Source organism: Candidatus Binatia bacterium, from assembly GCA_036382395.1.
Lineage (GTDB): Bacteria > Desulfobacterota > Binatia > HRBIN30 > HRBIN30 > JAGDMS01.
The window spans coordinates 1-19,139 of record DASVHW010000043.1; the positions used below are offsets into that span (position 1 = coordinate 1).

Genomic DNA, 19,139 nt, shown 5'->3' on the forward strand with positions numbered 1-19,139 from the left:
TTGCTCGACCCGCTTACCTTCCTTCAAGCGACCGGCGACATAGACCATCGCCACCTCTTTGTCGTCGAATATCTCCGGGTGCACCAAGGCCATCGAGGTCGCTTCAAGCACTGCTAACGTAAGAGGGTGTTTCCGCTATCCGGACACAGCAGGCGCGCGACGATCTCGACAGCCCGCGGCCGGATGGCGGAAAGGGCCCGTTGAACTGAAGCGCAGATCACCGACGTTGTCCCCACAGCACTGCAGGGATTCTATTGTGCTTGTGGGTGAGGGGGCAAGCGGAACGTGCGGCCGTGTCGTGCGGCCGGTGTTGTAGACCCTTACTGCAGGAAATGTTCGATCAGCCGGGCAACCTCCTGCGGATGCTCTTCATAGAAGAATAATTTCGCCTTCGCGATGGAGTGAAAGCCGGCTACTTGCGGGAATTGAGTGATCATCTCCCGCGCCTTCGGCTCGGGAAAGATCTGGTCGTTCGCTCCCCAAATGAAGAATGTGGGCATGGCCAGTTGCCCATGGAGCTGCCGCGCGCTCAACCGCTGCGCGCACGGCTCGTTGCTCGCCGACATTGCGCCCTGGCCTTTTGGAGCACGCGCGCCCACTGTGCTATTTGCGTGGCGGCTTGAAAGAAAAGGGTTCACGCACCGCGCAACGAAGGAGGGGGCATGCACAAGCAGACGCGGCTCCACGGGGTGATCGACGCGGCAACCGCCGCTCTTGACGGGGGCCTGGCGACGCTGCAAGGCGTCCACACCGCCATCGCCCGCAAGCCCTTTGCGCCGCTGCGGCTCGCGCCCGGAGTCGCTGAGGTGTCAGAAGTAGTACGGGTGATCCACGACGGCATCACCAGCCTCGTCTACCGTGGGCTGCACACCGCCATCGCCGTTGCCGGTGGCGCGGCGCGGCTCGCCGCACGCGTCGCAGCGACGGGCGATGAGGATCTTCGGCCCGGATCGCCGGCTGACCTGGCCGTCGCCGCAATCAACGGGTTCGCGGGCGACCGCCTGGCGCGCACCGGCAACCCGCTGGCGACGACCATGGGGCTGCGTCACCACGGTCGCAACGTCGCGCTCGAACGCGGCGCGCTGGCAGCGGCGTTTCGGAAGGCGTCGCCGCGCTTGGCGGTCTTCGTGCACGGGCTCGCGTGCAACGAAAGCTTGTGGCGATTGCACGCCGACCGCCACTACGGCAACCGCCACACGACCTACGGCTCGCGCCTGCAGACGGACCTCGGCTATACACCGCTCTACGTGCGCTACAACTCCGGCCTGCATGTCTCGGACATGGCCGGCAACTGGCGCAGCTGCTGGACCGAGTGGTCACCGCGTGGCCGGTGCCCGTCGATGAGCTGATCGTCATCGGCCACAGCATGGGCGGGCTCGTCAGCCGCAGCGGTTGCCACTACGGTCAAGAGGCTGGCCTCGACTGGGTTCGGCGGGTGCGTCACGTCGTCTTTCTCGGCTCGCCCCACCTCGGGGCGCCGCTGGAGAAGGCGGCGAACGTCACCGCTTGGCTGCTTGGACGCAGCGATATCACGCGCCCTTTCGCTGACGCGTTGAACGCGCGCAGCCTCGGAGTCAAGGATCTCCGCTTCGGCTCGCTGCGCGACGAGGACTGGCAGGGTGTGGATCTTGACGCACTGCTCGTGAACCGCACGGGCCAGGTCCCGCTCCTGGAGGGTGCGGCCCATTACTTCGTGGCAGCCACCGTCACGTGCGACCCGCGCCATCCGTTGGGCGTCGCGGTCGGCGACTTGCTCGTGCGCGAGACGAGCGCATCCGGTCGCGGGTGTGTGCGGCGCATGCAGTTTCCGCTCGACCACGGCCGGCACTTCGGGCCGATGCACCACTTCGATCTCTTGAACCACCCGGACGTCTACGACCAGATGCGCCGCTGGCTCGCAGGGCGCGCTGGGTGACGGCGGCTCCGGTCTGGCCGACACAGGGCGTTCATCCGGCTATGCGTTGGTCGATGAACTCTCGCATCACGCGCAGCACCCCCGGGTAGGTGCGCAATGAAACCCATGTGACTGGTGGGGTACCAGCGGATCGCCGGCTCGCCCCAGCGCTTCCACATCCGCTTGACCACGCGCGGGTCGAAGAAGCGATCGTTGGACGCGGCGATCACGAGAATCCGATCCACGGGCAGCTTGGGGAGCAGCTCGTACCAGCCCACGCTGGCGACGAACTCGCCGAACTCCTTCTTGCCCAGCCGAAGGAGCGGAGATCGCGCCGCATCTTCCCGAGCACGGGCGCGTCGGCGACCAGGGCTCCCAGGTCCATGTGCGCGATGAGGGGAACGGAGAAGGCGAAACGCTCCTCCAGACAGGTGAAGCTCAGCGACGGCGTGGTCTCGGGTACCACGGCCCGCGGTGCCGTAACCGGCTTGCGAACACACGCCGCGCAAGTCACCACGATCATCACTGGAACAAGCTTCTGCGCGAATGACATGGACGTCTCCTCTGGTTCATATCCCATCATCGGACCTTGCGTCTGGCAATCGGGGTCGGATGTTTGGTCGGTTTTCTCCCCGTGCCACGTTCAACGCGCTTGCGCACCGAATGTCGCGCTCGCAAGGAGGGCCGTTTTGCCGAGTGCCGCTTTCCACGCTTCACGATAGGCGTCGCGGTGCGCCGTGGCCGGGCAGTATGAGTTCGGACCGGAGACGAGGGGGACGCCCCCCCTGCGGGACTCAGGCTGGGAACGGGCGTCGGCTCCAGGCGGCGTTCAGGTTGCACGAGTCGCAGGTACTTGACCTCCCCGGCGAAGGCGTCCGTGGTAGCGCGCACGATGCCGGCGTTCAACGTCGATGAGACGACCTGATCGCGGGCTTCCAATAGGCCGGCGTGATACGGAACGCCGTCGCGCAAGTAGACCACGACGTCGCCGACCTTGGGTTCGTTGACCACGCGATATGGCACACCGCTCAGCAGGTCAGTCGTGGGGACAAAGGGAACATCCCAGCCCGCGGCTAGAAACATCCTCCAGACGAAGATCGTGTTGGGCAGAAAGTTAACCCCTCCGATCTCCAACGAGCGACGCATGCTTTCGATGTCGACGCGATGGCTGAAGATGTGCGGCGGTGGTGGCGGCCCGGTGATACGCCAACGGCCGTCGGCCGCGTCGAGCCGCAGTGCCGTGGTCTCAATATGCACGGCCGCATCGAGACCAAGCGCGGAAATCTGCCCAATAACCGCGTAGCGGACATCCACCTCGACCCCACCATTCTCGATACTTCGAGGTGAGCCGACCTCATAGCCTCCGATCAGCACCACGTGGTCCCACGCCGGCTCAAACGGCCAGGCAACCAGCGGGGCCAGTTCAACCCAGCCGGCAACGCTGACGCGCTTGCCCAGCCCATCCGCCTGGCAGAATTGCCGCACAATGCCCTGCGGACCGAACTCCGCCGCGCCCACAGGGGCCGCCACGCCGAGCACGAGGCACACGAGCAGTGCCGGCGAGAGCACTCTCCAGGCCGGCCCGGCTTCAGTCATGCGAGGCGGGATCATGGCGGGTTGAACTTACGCAAGGAGAGTCGGCACCGCAAATGCTTCGACCTCGGCGATTGGGCCTCGCCTCGGTCATTTGCCGAGAACTTTGCAATCCGTCCGGAATCGGTATAGCTTCCTCCCGCCAAGAGTCAGAAGCATTCCGCTCGCACCAAGAGGGACAATTGCGCTGAGCGCCGACAGCCGAGACTGAAGGATGGGACCGCTTGTCGTCTGGTGGTTAGTGCTCGAAGGTCTCGGGCTGATCACCCTGCCTCTGACGTTTCGCCTGTTCTCGGCGCGCGCCGACCACGGCTACGCCTTCGGCAAGATCCTGGCGTTGCTGCTGATTGCGTATGTGTCGTGGCTCGCCAGCCACGCGGGGTTGCCTCTGCACCTGTCACTGCCGTTGACGCTTGCGGTGTTCGTCGGGCTGAATCTGTGGCTGGCATGGAACGGGCGTCAGGCGTTGGGAGAATGGCTGAACGGACCCGGCCCGCGCGCCATGCTGACCCACGATCTGTTGTGGACGGCGGGCTTCCTGTTCTTCGCCTGGCAGCGCTCGCTCGGCCCGGAAATTTTCGGCGCCGAGAAGTACATGGACTTCGCTTTCTTCAACACCCTGACCCGCACCGACGTGATGCCGCCCCAGGATATGTGGATGGCCGGCCAACCGTTCAATTACTACTACTTCGGGTACCTTATATTTGCCGACCTGGCCCGTCTGACGCCGGTGAGCAACCACATCGCTTACAATCTCTGTGTGGTGACCGTCGGGGGTCTGGCATTCGGCGAGGTGGCGGCCATCGGACTGGCGATCACTCGACGACTGGCCTTCGCGCTGATCACCGGCGTCATGACCATGGTGATCGGCAACCTCGACGGCGTCCTGCAACTGTGGGAAAAGCACGGCTTCACGCAGTTCGACTACTGGCGCTCGTCGCGCATCGTTGCGCACGGCGACACCATCAACGAGTTCCCGTACTTCACCACCATTCACGGTGACCTGCACCCGCATTTCATCGTCCTGCCCGTCACGATTCTGCTGCTCGGGTTATTGCTCGATCCGGAACGCGCGAAACGTGTCGTCAACCAAGGACCGGCGCAAACGTTCCGGGACCTCTGGCCGTACGTCCCCGTCACCTTCGTCTTGGCGTCAATGGTGGTGATCAGTCCATGGGAGCTTCCGGTCGGGGCGATGATCACGTTCCTGCTGCTGGGGAGAGACCTGCCCCTGTGGCCGTTGGGCTCGTGGGCCCGCGTTCAGCTGGCCCTCCGGATGATGCTGATGCTCGCCCTCAGGGTGATGGTGATGCTGGTGGTGGCGTACGTCCTGTATCTGCCGTTCTACCTGCGATTTGCCGCCCCGCCCGGCGGAGTCGGATTCAAGTTTGCGCAAACCTCGCTGGTGGAGTTTCTCATTGTCTTCGGCGGGTTGCTGTTGCCGGCAGCGCTGTTGCTCGTCACCGAGGTGCGCGCCAAGCTCTCGATCAGCCAGGAGCAAGCGCAGCTGTTAGGGGCGGGCGGTGTCCTGCTCACGCTGGTCGCGTACCTGGCGGGCAACGCCGTGTTCGTCGTGCTGTTGGGCTTGGGTGGGGCGGCGCTGGTGTGCGCTTACGCCAGTGAAGACAGCGAGCGCCGGGCGCCATTCCTGTTGATCCTCGGCGCCAGCATCGCGTTGCTGGCCTGCGAACTGGTGTACATCAAAGATCCTTACGGCGACAAGCTCTACCGGATGAACACGGTGTTCAAGCTCTACTTCCAGTCCTGGATCCTGCTCGCCATCGCGGCGCCGTGGTGCTGGGCGCAGCTTGTCGATCGCCGGCGGGTCCCGGCCGGCGTGCGCTCCCTGGCGGCAATGACCGTGGGGTCTCTGGTGGTGGCATCGTGTGCCTATCCCGTGGGGATCACGGTAACCCGGTTGCACAACCGGGTGGTCGCAAGCACGCTGGACGGCACCGAGTATCTGTCACGCGAGCATCCGGACGACTTTGCCGCCATCAAATGGATGCGTGAGACCATCGGTGACCTGCCGGTCGTGCTCGAAGCCACGGGCGATCCGTATTCGTACTACGCACGTTTCTCCAGCAACACGGGGCTGCCGACCGTCATGGGTTGGGGCAACCACGAAGGGTTGTGGCGTAACAACGATCGCCAGGTCGCCGGGCGTCGCGCCGACGTCGTACAAATGTACAACGCCGCGACCCTCGCCGACGCCGCCGCGCTGCTGGACCAGTACCAGGTCAAGTACATCGTGGTGGGGGAACTCGAGCGGAAAGATTATCAGGCAGCGGGATTGGCAAAGTTCGCGCAGCTTCCGGTCGCCTTCGCCCGCGGCGGCACCACCGTGTATCGGCGATGAGCCGGATGCGCGTTCTCATCGCGCTCACCTACTACCGACCCCACGTCAGCGGCCTGACGATCTACACCGAGTCGCTGGCGCGCGGTCTGGCGCGGCGCGGCCATGCCGTCACCGTGCTGACCTCCCGTTTCCACCCGGCCTTGCCGGCGCGTGAGTTTCTCGACGGGGTGGAAGTTATACGCGTCCCCATCGTCTCGAAAATCAGCAAAGGCGTGGTGATGCCGCTGTTCCCGCTCTATGCCGCGCGCCTGATCCGACGCCACGACGTCGTCAACATCCACATGCCGCAACTGGAGGCGGCGGCGCTGGCGCTTCTGGGGCGCCTGTTCGGCAAAGGCGTCGCGCTCACGTACCATTGCGATCTCCACCTGCCCAGCGGCATCTTCAATCGACTGGTGCAATCGAGCTTGGGGCCACTCAACCATGCTGCCGCCTATCTGGCGCACCGGATCGTCACGACGACGGAGGACTACGCGCGGCACTCGCCCTTCCTCAGCCAATTCATGCCGAAAGTCGTTGCCATTCCGCCCCTCGTCGACATGGCGAAGCCGGATCCGGTCATCACGCAGCGGCTGGCGCAGCGCTGGCAGCTCAACGGCCGGGCACGGGTGGGATTCGCAGCCCGCTTTGCCGCCGAGAAAGGTGTGCAGTACTTGCTGCAGGCGCTGCCGGCCGTGCTCGAGCAGGTGCCCGACCTTCACCTCGTCTTCACCGGTGCCTATAAAGACACGGTGGGCGAAGAACAATATCTCGCCAGCCTCTCGCCTCTGCTGCGGCGCTATGCGGACCGACTCACGTTCCTGGACTTGTTGCGCCCCGAAGAGATGCCCAGCTTCTTCTCGCTCTGCGACGTCCTCGCCGTGACCAGTCTCAATTGCACGGAAGCGTTTGGGCTGGTGCAAATCGAAGCCATGCTATCCGGCACCCCCGTGGTGGCGAGCGACCTTCCGGGCGTACGGGAGGCCGTGCGGCGGACCGGGATGGGCGAGATCGTACCGCCCGCCGATGCCGCGGCGCTCGCCGCCGCACTGGTGCGGGTGATCAAACAGCGTCAGACGTACGTTCGTCCGCGGGAAGAGGTCGCACGGGCATTTGACCTGACCCAGTCGGTACGCCTGTACGAAGAGCTGTTTGCGGGATTGATCAGTTCGGCACAATTGACCTGAAGGCTCGGCGGTGCCGAGCCGTTGATCTGTGCCATCGGCTCAGGCAATTACCCGAAGACGACTTGGCGTTGGGGCCCCATGATGACGACGCAGCTCTTGGACCAGCATTACTACTGCGCGCACCACCTCTCTGAGGACCGGATCGCGTTGTGGTGGTACGCGCGGGTGGTGCGTAAGCTGCGTCCGCGCGGCGGGCGGCTGCTCGACTTCGGCTGCGGGACCGGGCATCTGCTCAGACGGCTGTCGGCGCACTTCGAGGCGTTCGGATACGATGCTGCACCGCACGCGCGCAACGAGAGCCGGGGCAACGCTCCGGATGCGGTGATTCTGGAAGAGTGGAAATCCCTCCCCGCCGGGATGTTCGACGTCATCGTGGCGCTGCACACGCTGGAGCACGTGCCGCGACCACTGCCAACGATCGAGGCGCTGACGGCCAAGCTGGTCGGCGGCGGCATATTGTTCTTCGTAGTGCCCCATGTCGGCGGGCTCGGGCATCGCCTGAAGGGGCGGCGGTGGTTTGCCTACCGTGACCCCACCCACGTCAGCTTGTTGAGCCGGGGGGAATGGATGATGCTGATGCGGAAGGCGGGTTTGGAAGTCGTGAGTGTCCGCGCCGACGGGCTGTGGGATGCCCCCTATGTCCGCTTCATCCCGACGATGGTGCAACGCGTGATCTTTGGAGCACCGGCGGCAGTGCAGATCTTCTGGCCGGGAAACCGCGCGTTCCTACCGGCGGCCCTGGGCGAATGCCTCATCGTCACGGCAAAAAAATCAGGATGACGCTGCCCACCAGCCCTCGACACGAACGCCGCTACGATCTATGAGGTTGGAGGCTTTCGATCCGTGATGAAATTCCTCCGTTCGTTGTGGTCCAGCCCTCGCCTGTGGGTCGTCGTAATCGTCGTCTGTGCGGCGGCGGTGCGGTTGATCCACATCGAGTGGGATGAGAACCACTTCTTCCACCCCGACGAACGCGCGGTGGCGTTTTCGGTGCAACGGCTGTCATTCCGGCCGCTGCAGATGGATCCCGACTTCTTCGCCTACGGGTCGCTGCCCATCTACCTGGCAAAAATCACCAGCAGTGCTTTGGCGCTCGTCGATCCGCATGCGGCAACCTATGACGGCGTCATCGTCAACGGGCGGCGTGTATCCGCCGTCATCGGGGCGCTCACGGTTTTCCTGCTGATCATCCTGGGCAGTCGGCTGTACGACCGCAGCGTCGGGCTGTTGTCGGGCGTGCTGTTGGCCGCCTGCGCCCTCCATTTGCAGAACTCGCGCTTCATGACCGTGGACGTCACGCTGACGTTCGTCGTCCTGCTGGCGTTGTACCTCCTCGTGCGGGTTGCCACCGAGGGCCGGCTGACGCACTTCATCCTGGCGGGCATAACCATCGGCTTGGCGACCGCCACCAAGTTCAGCGCCATGCCGCTCTTTCTGCCGCTGGGCATCGCCACCTTACGTCGCCTCTGGGTGGAGCGCCGATTCTTCCCGATCGCCGCTCGCTGCGGCCTCGCGGTAGTGGCAGCGGTCTTGGCATTTGCGCTGGCCGAACCATACGCCGTGCTCCGTTTCGGCCGTTTCTACCATGACATCCTGGAACAGAGCCACATGGTGCGCAATGCGGGGACGTTCCCCTACACCACCCAGTACATGGGAACGCCGAAGTACTGGTACGACCTCGAGCAGCTGATCATCTGGGGCATGGCCCCGGCACTGGGATTGGCCGCGGTGTGGGGAACCGCGACCCGGGTGGTGGCGGGATTCCGGGAGCGCCGGATCGAGGAATGGGTCCTGCTCTCGTGGGTCGTCCCGTTTTTCCTGATCACCGGCTGGTTCGAGGTGAAGTTTCCGCGTTATCTGCTGCCGATCTATCCGCTCATGATCCTCTGGGCGGCGGAGTGGCTGGTCCGCAAGTACCGGAGCGGGACACTCTTCGGCCGCCTCACCGCCCCGCTGGTGGTGGTCGGTACGCTGGCGGCGGCCAGCGCTTTCATGTCGATCTACACGCGGCCGTTCACCGAAGTCACCGCGTCGCAATGGGCCTACCGCCACATCCCATCGGGCAGCAAGATCCTCACGCAGGACTGGGACGAAGGCTTCCCGATGTCGTTGCCGCTCCCCGGAGCCCAGGCGGAACGCTACCGTGTGGTACCCTTCGGATACTATGAGCAGCCGGACAGCTCGTCCAAGGTCCAGCGGCTCAGCCAAGAGCTGGCGAGCGCCGATTACATCGTCTTCCAGACCAAGCGACTGTACGGTGCGGTGACTCGCGCCCCGGAGCGCTTTCCGCTGACCACCAACTACTTCTACGAGCTGTTCGCCGGCGATCTCGGCTACACGTTAGAGCAAGAAGTGGCGGCGCGGCCGGGGCTCTTCGGCTTCGAGATTCCGGACGAGTTGGCGGACGAGTCGCTCACGGTCTACGACCATCCGAAAGTCTTGATCTTTCGCAACACCGAGCGTCTGGCCGCGCCCGTCATCGCGGAGAAGATCCTGCGCGGCCTTCCTTCGCGGCCGCTGACTCGGAATGATCTCCTGCTGGCGCGTCCCAGCGGTGGCCTACCGCTGGAAACGACCGGCGCCGCGCCCCCCATTCAGTCGAGCCTTCTCGCACTGGTCTTGTTTGCGGCGCTGGTGGAGATCCTGAGTCTGGCCGCCTATCCGGTATTGCGTGTGTGGCTGACCGGCGTTGGCATCCTGGCGTTGAGCAAAACGCTCGGCGTACTGCTCTTTGCCTACCTTTCCTGGCTGATGATCAGCCTAGGCGCGGCCGATTTCACTCAAGGAGCGCTCAGCGCCATGGCATTCGGGCTGGCTGCCGTTGGCGCGTTGATGTGGCGGCGCACTCGCGTTCCACTGTCGCGCGGGGAGATCATCTCCACCGAGGCGCTGTTCTGGGGCGCGTTCGCCTATTTTCTTGTCGTGCGCATGTACAACCCCGAAGTCTACTGGGGCGAGAAGCCGATGGACTTCTCTTTTCTGAACACTCTGACCCGCACGACCACGCTGCCGCCGGCGGAGCCCTGGTTCGCCGGCTCGCCCCTGCAGTACAGCTACTTCGGCCACTACACCGTCGCCGCGTTGGGCAAGACGCTGCACCTCGATCCAGCGCTCACCTTCAATCTCGGCATTGCACTGATTGGCGGACTGACGGCGGTGGCGGCGTTTTCTGTCGGCGCGGTGGTTACGGGCCAGTGGCAAACGGGCCTGTTGGCGGCCTTCTTCGTTGCCTTGATCGGCAATCTCGCAGGCCCGCGGGAATGGTTCGCCCGCCACGCCATCGGCTTCGATTACTTTTGGGCAACATCGCGCGTCATCCGGGATACGATCAACGAGTTCCCGTTGTGGAGCTTCTTGTTCGCGGATCTGCACGCCCACGTGCTGGTCATGCCGATCTCGTTGACGTTCCTGTGTCTCACCGTGTTGTGGGTGCGCACGCACGTGCTGCAGTCGCGCCAGCAGCGCCCCCGAGGCACGACTCTGGCGCTCCTGGTTCTGCTGTGCCTGACGTTGGGCGCCATCATGGTGACCAACACCTGGAGCACTCCCACTTACATTCTGTTCTTCGTCTTTTTGCTGGGCACACTCTGGCTCACCGAAGCGGAGCACGGAGGGTGGCTGGGCTTTCTGTTCGGCGGCATCGCCCGGGTTGGTATTCCGAGCGCCCTGCTCGTGGTTGGCGCCTATGTGCTTTTCCATCCGTACTGGAGCCACTTCGTGCGGGCAGAAGGCGCATGGTTGGGCTGGGAGCGTCTCGGGCCTGACAAGCTGGTCCAGGGTTATGACTTTCTGACCGTGTTCGGTCTGTTTCTGTTCGTCCTAGTGCCCTTCGTGCTGGCGCTCTGGACGCGCAGCATCCGGCGGGGAGAGGAACCGCTCGGTGTTGGCCGGTCGTTGTTACTCATCGCCACGATCGCGCTGATACTAGTCAGCCTGGCGATCTCCACGCGGGTGTTCTCCGCCATTCTGTTTCTGCTGACCTTACGTCCCCTGCTGGCGTTCAACACGGAACGCCGCTGGCGCATTCCGTTGACCATGGCGGCATTTGCCTTCGCCATCACCGCGGGCTGCGATCTCGTGTACGTGTGGGATCGCATGAACACCATCTTCAAGTTCTATCTGGAAGGATGGTTCTTGCTGGCCATTGCCGCTGCGGTCGCCGCCGGCGCACTCTGGAACGGCGCCGTGCGGCTGCCGTGGTTTCGGCCTATCTGGAAGGTCGCGCTCTCGCTGCTCATCGCCGTGGCGCTGTTCACTGCCGCAACTGACACACTCGGGGTGATCCGCACCAACCGCATGCCGACCCCAAAACCGACGCTTGACGGCATGGCGTATCTCCGGGAGAAGGCCCCGTTCGAGTTGGCCGCGTTCGAGTGGTTGAACCGGCATATTCAAGGCATCCCGGTGATCTTGGAAGCGCACGGTGATTCGTACCAGGAATTCACCCGCGTCTCCATGAACACGGGCCTGCCGACGGTGCTGGGCTGGGAGTATCACGTCTTCCAGCGCGGCCACCCGCAGGCCGAAATCACTCGCCGCAAGAGCGACATCGAGTCGGTGTACACCAGCAACAGCAAGGACAAGGTGGCGGCGTTGCTGCAACGCTATCACGTCGCCATGGTGTTCGTCGGAGCCCTGGAGCGTCGGGTGTACGCCGGTGGCAACCTCGAGCGCTTCACGCAATGGAGCGACTTGCTGACCCCGGTGTACCGCAATCCCGGAGTCACGATCTTCGCGGTGAACGGCCGCTTTACGGGAACTATCCCGGTGACCACGATCGAGGACATTGCGCAGCCGGCGCCCGAGGAAGGAGCACCGCAGGACGCCCCCGGCAAGCTGCATCAGCCGCGCGGCGTGGCCGCGACGCCGGAGGGCGATATCGTGGTGTGCGACTTCGGCAACAATCGTATCCAGGAGTTTGCCCGCGACTTGAGTTTCGTACGCGAATGGGGAACCCCAGGCCAGTTGCCAGGGCAGTTCAAGGAACCCTGCGGCATCGCTGTCAGTCCGAACGGTGAGGTCTTTGTTGCCGACACCTGGAATCATCGCGTGCAGGTGTTCTCCAAGGCAGGGGAGTACGTCCGCGAATGGGCAACCAGCTTCTATGGTCCACGCGGTGTGGCAGTGGACTCCACCGGGGCGGTGTTCGTGGCTGACACCGGCAACAATCGCATCGTGCGCTTCGCTGCCGATGGACAGAAGGAGATGGAGTGGGGAGGAAAGGGATCGGAGCCGGGCCGCTTTCTCGAGCCGGTGGGGCTGACCGCCGATGCGGCCGGCACGGTCTACGTCTGCGACAACGGCAACGGCCGGCTACAGTTGTTCGGTCGCGACGGGCGTTTCGTCGGTGCCTTCCCGGTGGCCGGGTGGGAGAGCAAGGTGTATTCGGAACCCAACGTGGCTGTCGACCCGTCCGGCACGATCTGGGTGACCGTGCCGGGAGCCAAAGAGGTGCGCAACTATGACCGGACCGGCAAGTTGTTGCGCACCATCACCGCTCAGAACACTCCCGGCGTGAGCTTCGGCATCCCCATGGGAATCACTTACCACGCCGCCGGCCATGCAATGATCATCAGCGATCTCGATCACCGCCTGGTGCGCATCCCGCTGGCGCCACAGTGAGCTGACCCGGCACCCATGCACGCAACCGAGGCCACCCAGGCTCCAAGGATGCAAACGACTCATGCGCCGCTGACGTCGTCCACGCCAGTCAGGTGGCGAGGGCTGCGGATACTGCTGCTCGTGGCCGCGCTGGCGAGCGCCGCCGCAGGCCAGTATTGGCTCAGCATCCGGCACGTCGCGCTCTGGTCAGCGCCAGCATGGATGGCCGCGCTGGTCTGCTTCATCCTTCTGTACATCCTCGGACGCGATGCTCGTGAACTCCCTTCTCCGAACGACGGTGCGGGCTCACGGTATGCGCAGTGGGGTTGGCTAGCGCTGGTGCTGGCTGTCGGCGTCTTCTTCACCGTCTTTCGCCTCAATCAGTTCCCGCCGGGGTTGAATCACGACGCCGCCTACGAGGGCTTGTACGCCATCCGTATTCTCAACGGACTGCCCTATACGCCGTACACTCCAGAGGCCTGGGGTCGAGAAACGTTCACCTTCTATCTCCGGGCACTCAGCGTGCTGCTCCTCGGCCCGACGCGGCTGGCGGTCACGCTGCCGTCGACGGTGGCCGGCATCTTCATTCTGCCCTTCTTCTTCGTCTGGGCACGCAAGATGTTCGGCGCACGCTTCGGCCTGATGGCGACGCTCCTCCTCGGCGTCTCGGGTTGGCACCTGGTCTTCAGCCGCACCGGCTGGCGTTCCGATTTCCAGCCGCTGTTCATGACCATCACCTGTTGTTTTTTCATACGCGGCATGGACACCGGTCGTGCGCTGGATTTCGCCCTCAGTGGAATCGGCTTGGCCGCGGCCTTGAACACCTACAACGGCGCGCGTCTCTTCCCGCTGCTTTTCCCGCTCTGGCTCGTTGCCGTCCTGCTGCAGTCCTGGCACTGGCGCGGATTCCTCCGCCAGTACTGGCACGGTCTGCTGTCCATGGCGGTGGCCTTCGGCATCGCCGTGGCGCCGTTGGCCTGGTACGCGGTACATAATTGGGAGGTCTTCCAGGGCCGGGCGCACGCGTTGGCGGGCGCCAGCACGCTGGTTGGAGCCCTCAAGGTTACGGCGCTGCTGTTCAACTACCGGGGAAATGGCGATGACTTTTTCATCGATACGCCGGCGCTTGAATACCCCGCCGCGATATTCCTGGCCTTTGGCATCTTGTGGGGCCTCGCCCGGATCCGCGACGAGCGCGTGCAGTTTGTCTTGCTGGGACTGGTGATCAACGCTGCCCCCGGCCTGGTGAGCAAGCCGAATATGAACCGGGACATCGGCACGATGCCGTTCGTCTACTTCTTCGCCGCCTTGGGAGCCATGTTCTTCGCCACGCAGATCAGGCGGCTCATCCCTCGCGTGGGCCATGTGCTGGCCTTGGCGTTCCTGGTGGTCGCCGGCGCTTCGGCACTGCAAGCGACGTTTGCACAGTACCTGGGTCAGCACCGGCGGGCCGTATGGGGCTACTACCCCGAGACCACCGTGCTCGGAAACTACATCAAGACACTGGTACCGCAGTACAACATCTGGGTCGGTGGCGCGAATTTTCCGCGCGACGCCTTGACCTATCTCTCGTACACCGGCCAAGTCGACCCGATGCAGCGCAACTACACCTGGCTGGATGATGTCACCGTGCTGTTGCAGATGAGCCCGGGGCTCGCGGCCAGCAAGGGACTGGCGTTCGTCTTGGCGACCAACGAGGAACCGAGCAGAACGGTCCTGCGCCAATTGGAGCAGCGCTATCCGCAGCACCAGGTAGTCGACGTACGTTACCCGGAAGAGAACGGCCCGGTCTTCGCCAGGGCGCTACTGGTAAGTCCCGAGACTGCGACCGAAACGCCGGCACCAGCGACCGCCCCAAAACCCGCAGAGCCGCCGACTCCCATCGGACAAGTACATCAGCCGCGCGGGGTAGCGGCGACCGGCAATGGCCATGTCTTCGTGTGCGACTTCGGCAACAACCGCATTCAGGAGTTCGGACGTGATCTGAACCCTGTGCGGCAATGGGGCGGCAGCGGCCAGACGCCCGGACGGTTCAACCAACCCTGTGGCGTGGCGGTGGATCCCGCTGGACAAGTCTTCGTCGCCGACACATGGAACCACCGTGTCCAGGTCTTCTCCGCGGAAGGCAATTTCGTGCGCGCGATGGCGGCGGATTTCTACGGACCGCGCGGCATCGCGGCGGACGCGAACGGCAGCGTATTCGTCGCCGACACGGGAAACAACCGGATCGTGCGCTTGTCGGCGACCGGCCAGAAGGAGAAGGAGTGGGGCGGTAAGGGCTCAGAGCCGGGACGGTTCCTGGAGCCGGTGGGCCTGGCGGTGGACGGCACTGGGCAGGTGTACGTGTGCGACAACGGCAATGGGCGGCTGCAGACTTTTACCCGCGACGGGGAATTGCTGAGTCAGTTCCCGGTGCCGGGATGGCAAAGCGGGGTGTATTCCGAACCCTACGTGACTCTCGATCCGCGCGGCAACATTTGGGTCACGGTGCCGAGCGCAAAAGAGGTCCGCAGCTATGACCGCGCTGGGAAGTTGTTGCGTACCATCACGGGACAGGGCACCGGTGGCGTGACCTTCGACACGCCGATAGGCATCGCGTACAGCACCGCCGCGCGCGAGTTGATCGTCGCCGACCTCGCCGACCGCGTGGTGCGCATCCCGGACAGCCGGTGAGCCGGAGGCGGACAGTGCGCCTCGAATCCTACTGCGACACCTCACTGTCGTAGGACAGCACGACGAGCACCTGACCTGCTTCGACCATATCGCCCGCCGAGACGCGTAACTCGCTGACCGTACCGGTGGCCTCGGCCACCAGGCGGTTCTCCATCTTCATCGCTTCCAGGATCAGCAAACCGTCGCCGGCCACAATGTGCTGGCCCGGTTGCACCAGGGCTTCGAGCACTCGGCCCGGCATCGGGGCGGTGATTTCGGGAGACGCGACCGTCGCGACCCGGTGCGCCGACGCGCCACTCTCGGACACGAACTGATAGACCTCACCATCGACGGCGACCAACCGGTCCCGGCCGTTGCGCACCAAGTCGACGCGGTATTGCCGCCCGTCGACGACGACAAAGAGCGTCGCATCATCCAGGTAGTGCGCTTCGACCACGTGCTCGGCACCATCCAGACCGACGCGATAGGCACCACCGTCGGACTGGACGTCGACAGCGACATGGTGCTGCTTATGACGGAGCGAGATCCGCATGGAGCCTCTTTGCTACCCCTGCCCCACACGCCAACTGCCAAGGGTCGTCCATGGCGAACAGGCCGCTGAAGCTCCCGGCTGCGCCTGTGTGGATGGCCGGCTCCGGAGCAAATCGATGGCGGCGGCAATGGCGGCAATCGTCCGATGAAGCTCCCGGCCAGTCCACGAGGGGAAATGGTCGGCGATGAAATGGGTGTGCGTCTCGCCGCGAACGAACGCGGGGTGTTCCAGAACTTCGAGCAGGAAGGGAATATCGGTGGTGCAGCCGAGGATGACGTAATCCTTCAGCGCCACGAGCATCCGCCGCCGTGCCGCGTCGCGATTCTCTGCCCAGACTGACACTTTGGCGAGCAACGGGTCGTAATACATGGGCACCGCGTACCCTGCCCTGATTCCCGAATCGACGCGAATGCCCGGCCCACTCGGCTCACGCAGGTGTGCGATCGTCCCCGGGCTGGGGAGGAACTGTTGCGACGGGTCCTCGGCGCAAATCCGGCATTCGATGGCGTGTCCGCGGCTGCCAACGTCGTGCTGCCGCAACCACAGCGGTTCGCCGGCGGCGAGCCGGAGTTGCGCCTGCACGATGTCGATACCGGTGACCCACTCGGTGATGGGATGCTCGACCTGCAAGCGGGTGTTCATTTCGAGAAAATAGAAGCGCCCATCCGCATCGAGCAGGAACTCGACCGTCCCGGCGTTCCGATAGCCGGAGCAACGGGCGACCGCGACGGCGGCTTCGGTCATTTGCTGTCGGAGTGCGGGGTCAACGGCGGGCGAGGGAGTTTCTTCAATGATCTTCTGGTGGCGGCGTTGAACCGAGCACTCGCGCTCCCCGAGATGGACGACGGTGCCTGAATTGTCGGCCAGAATCTGGATCTCCACATGTCGTGGCCGTTCGAGGTAGCGCTCGAGAAACAGCCGGCCATCCCCAAACGCTCCAAGCGCCTCGCGCCCGGCAGCACTGAAGGCTGGCAGCAACTCGGTTTCATCGCGAACGATGCGCATGCCTTTGCCACCGCCGCCCGCTGCGGCCTTGATGATCAACGGGTAGCCGAGACGGCGGGCTGCTGCCACCAGCTGGGCGCTGCGCTGCGGCGGATTCTCCTCTGCCGGCACAACCGGGACACCGGCGCGCGCGACAGTCCGGCGCGCCAGGGTCTTGTCACCCATCATGGCGATCGACTCCGGGCTCGGACCGATGAACACCATACCGGCCTCTTCGACCGCTCGAGCGAAGGACGCGTTCTCCGCCAGAAAGCCGTAGCCCGGATGCACCGCATCCGCACCCGTCGTGCGGGCGGCCTCGATGATGCGTGGAATATTCAGATAGCTCTCGGCACTGGGTGGTGCGCCGACGCAGACCGCCGTATCCGCGTGCTCGACATGCGGCGCCTGCGCATCCGCCGCCGAATAGATGGCAACGGTTTCGATCCCGGTCTCGCGGCAGGCACGCATCACGCGGATGGCGATCTCGCCGCGGTTGGCAATGAGGACTCTGTGGAACATGCTTGAAATAAGCTCTCAGCCCTCAGCTGTCAGCCCTTCCATATCTCTCGCCGCATTCCCTTGCTGATAGCTGACTGCTGACCGCTTCTCCTCACATCCGGAACACGCCCGGTCGCGTATCGGGGATCGGGCCGTGGGCGGCAGCCGCAAGGGCGAGGCCGAGGACGTGCCGGGTGTCGATGGGGTCAAGCACGCCGTCATCCCAGAGCCGCCCGGTCGAATAGTAGGGACTGCCTTCTCGTTCGTACTTCGCGAGGATGGGCGCCATGAACGCTTCTTGCTCCGCCGGCGTCAGTGTCTGCTGCCTGCTGGCGAGCTGCTGCAGCTTGACGGTAAGCAGCGTGCTGGCGGCCTGTTCGCCTCCCATCACCGATATGCGGCCGCCGGGCCACATACACAGCAGGCGCGGGCTGTAGGCACGGCCGCACATCCCGTAATTGCCCGCACCATTCGAGGCCCCGATGATCACCGTAAACTTCGGCACGGCCACCGTGCTGACCGCGTGCACCATTTTCGCGCCATCCTTGGCGATGCCACCTTGCTCGTACTTCTTTCCAACCATGAAACCGGTGATGTTCTGCAGAAAGATCAGGGGGATTTTCCGTTGCCCGCACAGCTCGATGAAGTGCGTCCCTTTGAGCGAGGACTCGGAGAACAGCGCACCGTTGTTCGCGACGAGGCCAACCAGATAGCCGTGGATACGGGCAAAGCCGGTGACCAGCGTGGTGCCGTAGAGCGGCTTGAACTCATGCAGTCGGCTGCCGTCCACCAGGCGCGCGATGATTTCGCGGACGTCGTACTGCCTTCTCGCATCGCATGGGAGGATGCCGTAGATCTCGCGCGCTTCGTACGCAGGCTCCTCCGGTGTCTGCTGATCCAGCACCGAGGGTGGCGCCGGACCCAGATTCTCAAAGATTGAGCGCGTAATTTCGATGGCGTGTTGGTCATTGGCGGCGAGATAATCGGAGACCCCGGAGATGCGCGTGTGCACATCACCGCCGCCGAGCTCCTCCGCCGACACCTCTTCGCCGGTGGCGGCCTTCACCAGCGGCGGTCCTCCCAGAAAAATCGTACCGACACCGCGCACGATCACGTTTTCGTCGCACATGGCGGGCACATACGCCCCGCCAGCCGTGCATGAGCCCATGACGACCGCGATCTGCGCCATGCCGGCAGCGGAGAGGCGCGCTTGATTGAAAAAGATCCGCCCGAAATGCTCGCGGTCGGGGAAGATCTCCGCCTGCAGGGGCAGGAATGCACCGCCCGAGTCCACCAGGTACACACACGGCAGGCGGTTCTCCAACGCGATCTCTTGGGCGCGGAGGTGCTTCTTCACCGTCATCGGGAAGTAGGTACCGCCCTTGACCGTCGCATCGTTCGCCACAATCACCGTCTGCCGGCCACTGACGGTGCCGATACCCGTGACGATACCGGCCCCAGGAGCTTCGTTGTCGTACAGGCCGTACGCCGCCAGCGGCGACAGCTCCAGAAACGGCGTGTCCGGGTCGATCAGCGCGTCGATACGTTCGCGGGCGAGCAGTTTCCCGCGCTCTTTGTGGCGTCGCCGCAACTCTTCCGGTCCGCCGGCCCGCACCTCGAGCAGCCGCGCACGCAACTCCGCAGCCAGCGACTCGTTGTAGCGGCGGTTCTCTTCGAACCCCGGGTCAGTGAGGCGAACCTTAGTTTCAATCCGGCGCATTGGAGAACAGATACCAGATCGAGGACAGGGTCGGCCAGCGGCCCGAAGGCCATCTTCGCCGCACCCATCCATGGCGAGTTTCCGGCCCGTGTTTCCGGCCCGTTGCCACCAGGGCG

The 19,139-nt window shown here is 64.3% G+C and carries 13 protein-coding genes; 7 read left to right on the forward strand and 6 right to left on the reverse strand.

The genetic code is table 11. The annotated features are described in order from the left end of the window. Positions 1-320: 320 nt before the first annotated feature. On the reverse strand, positions 321-599 hold the full coding sequence (locus tag VF515_02410) for an alpha/beta hydrolase (GenBank protein HEX7406481.1): 279 nt from the start codon (positions 597-599) through the stop codon (positions 321-323). 63 nt (positions 600-662) lie between these two features. Between VF515_02410 and VF515_02415 the strand changes: the two genes are divergently transcribed. Then, entirely contained in the window at positions 663-1,349 is a 687-nt protein-coding gene (locus VF515_02415; GenBank protein HEX7406482.1) for a hypothetical protein, read from the forward strand. Then, the gene (locus VF515_02420) at positions 1,313-1,915 is read left to right on the forward strand and encodes a hypothetical protein (protein ID HEX7406483.1); all 603 of its coding nucleotides are present in this window, start codon (positions 1,313-1,315) and stop codon (positions 1,913-1,915) included. The genes VF515_02415 and VF515_02420 overlap by 37 nt, the downstream gene beginning before the upstream one ends. A 205-nt stretch (positions 1,916-2,120) precedes the next feature. Here VF515_02420 and VF515_02425 read toward each other — a convergent pair whose 3' ends face one another. Then, positions 2,121-2,447 (reverse strand): hypothetical protein, encoded by a 327-nt coding sequence (locus VF515_02425; GenBank protein HEX7406484.1) that lies wholly within the window; start codon positions 2,445-2,447, stop codon positions 2,121-2,123. Positions 2,448-2,473: 26 nt separating this feature from the next. Further along, on the reverse strand, positions 2,474-3,490 hold the full coding sequence (locus VF515_02430; protein ID HEX7406485.1) for a hypothetical protein: 1,017 nt from the start codon (positions 3,488-3,490) through the stop codon (positions 2,474-2,476). A gap of 211 nt (positions 3,491-3,701) precedes the next feature. On the opposite strand from VF515_02430, the gene VF515_02435 reads away from it, so the two are divergent. From VF515_02435 to VF515_02455, 5 genes are all read left to right on the forward strand, one after another. Then, positions 3,702-5,846 carry a DUF2298 domain-containing protein gene (locus tag VF515_02435; protein HEX7406486.1) on the forward strand — a complete coding sequence of 715 codons (2,145 nt, stop codon included), beginning with the start codon at positions 3,702-3,704 and terminating at the stop codon, positions 5,844-5,846. Positions 5,847-5,851: 5 nt separating this feature from the next. Further along, positions 5,852-7,012: a glycosyltransferase family 4 protein gene (locus tag VF515_02440; GenBank protein HEX7406487.1), complete on the forward strand. Its 1,161-nt coding sequence runs from the start codon at positions 5,852-5,854 to the stop codon at positions 7,010-7,012. Positions 7,013-7,090: 78 nt separating this feature from the next. After that, entirely contained in the window at positions 7,091-7,792 is a 702-nt protein-coding gene (locus tag VF515_02445) for a class I SAM-dependent methyltransferase (GenBank protein HEX7406488.1), read from the forward strand. Positions 7,793-7,858: 66 nt separating this feature from the next. Further along, entirely contained in the window at positions 7,859-12,634 is a 4,776-nt protein-coding gene (locus tag VF515_02450; protein HEX7406489.1) for a DUF2298 domain-containing protein, read from the forward strand. A gap of 48 nt (positions 12,635-12,682) precedes the next feature. Continuing rightward, positions 12,683-15,286 carry a glycosyltransferase family 39 protein gene (locus tag VF515_02455; GenBank protein HEX7406490.1) on the forward strand — a complete coding sequence of 868 codons (2,604 nt, stop codon included), beginning with the start codon at positions 12,683-12,685 and terminating at the stop codon, positions 15,284-15,286. A 28-nt stretch (positions 15,287-15,314) separates the two neighbouring features. Here the strand turns inward: VF515_02455 and VF515_02460 are convergent, their stop codons facing one another. From VF515_02460 to VF515_02470, 3 genes are all read right to left on the reverse strand, one after another. After that, positions 15,315-15,818 (reverse strand): acetyl-CoA carboxylase biotin carboxyl carrier protein subunit, encoded by a 504-nt coding sequence (locus tag VF515_02460; protein ID HEX7406491.1) that lies wholly within the window; start codon positions 15,816-15,818, stop codon positions 15,315-15,317. 12 nt (positions 15,819-15,830) lie between these two features. Next, positions 15,831-17,324 carry an acetyl-CoA carboxylase biotin carboxylase subunit gene (gene accC, locus VF515_02465; protein ID HEX7406492.1) on the reverse strand — a complete coding sequence of 498 codons (1,494 nt, stop codon included), beginning with the start codon at positions 17,322-17,324 and terminating at the stop codon, positions 15,831-15,833. Positions 17,325-17,415: 91 nt separating this feature from the next. After that, the gene (locus tag VF515_02470; protein ID HEX7406493.1) at positions 17,416-19,023 is read right to left on the reverse strand and encodes a carboxyl transferase domain-containing protein; all 1,608 of its coding nucleotides are present in this window, start codon (positions 19,021-19,023) and stop codon (positions 17,416-17,418) included. Between the last annotated feature and the right edge of the window lie 116 nt (positions 19,024-19,139).

Excerpts from the sequence above, each read along its gene's own strand:
- accC (HEX7406492.1), bottom strand. The coding sequence starts at position 17,324 with ATGTTCCACAGAGTCCTCATTGCCAACCGCGGCGAGATCGCCATCCGC.
- VF515_02425 (HEX7406484.1), bottom strand. The coding sequence starts at position 2,447 with ATGTCATTCGCGCAGAAGCTTGTTCCAGTGATGATCGTGGTGACTTGC.
- VF515_02435 (HEX7406486.1), top strand. The coding sequence starts at position 3,702 with ATGGGACCGCTTGTCGTCTGGTGGTTAGTGCTCGAAGGTCTCGGGCTG.
- VF515_02445 (HEX7406488.1), top strand. The coding sequence starts at position 7,091 with ATGATGACGACGCAGCTCTTGGACCAGCATTACTACTGCGCGCACCAC.
- VF515_02460 (HEX7406491.1), bottom strand. The coding sequence starts at position 15,818 with ATGCGGATCTCGCTCCGTCATAAGCAGCACCATGTCGCTGTCGACGTC.
- VF515_02440 (HEX7406487.1), top strand. The coding sequence starts at position 5,852 with ATGCGCGTTCTCATCGCGCTCACCTACTACCGACCCCACGTCAGCGGC.
- VF515_02455 (HEX7406490.1), top strand. The coding sequence starts at position 12,683 with ATGCAAACGACTCATGCGCCGCTGACGTCGTCCACGCCAGTCAGGTGG.
- VF515_02470 (HEX7406493.1), bottom strand. The coding sequence starts at position 19,023 with ATGCGCCGGATTGAAACTAAGGTTCGCCTCACTGACCCGGGGTTCGAA.
- VF515_02430 (HEX7406485.1), bottom strand. The coding sequence starts at position 3,490 with ATGACTGAAGCCGGGCCGGCCTGGAGAGTGCTCTCGCCGGCACTGCTC.
- VF515_02415 (HEX7406482.1), top strand. The coding sequence starts at position 663 with ATGCACAAGCAGACGCGGCTCCACGGGGTGATCGACGCGGCAACCGCC.
- VF515_02450 (HEX7406489.1), top strand. The coding sequence starts at position 7,859 with ATGAAATTCCTCCGTTCGTTGTGGTCCAGCCCTCGCCTGTGGGTCGTC.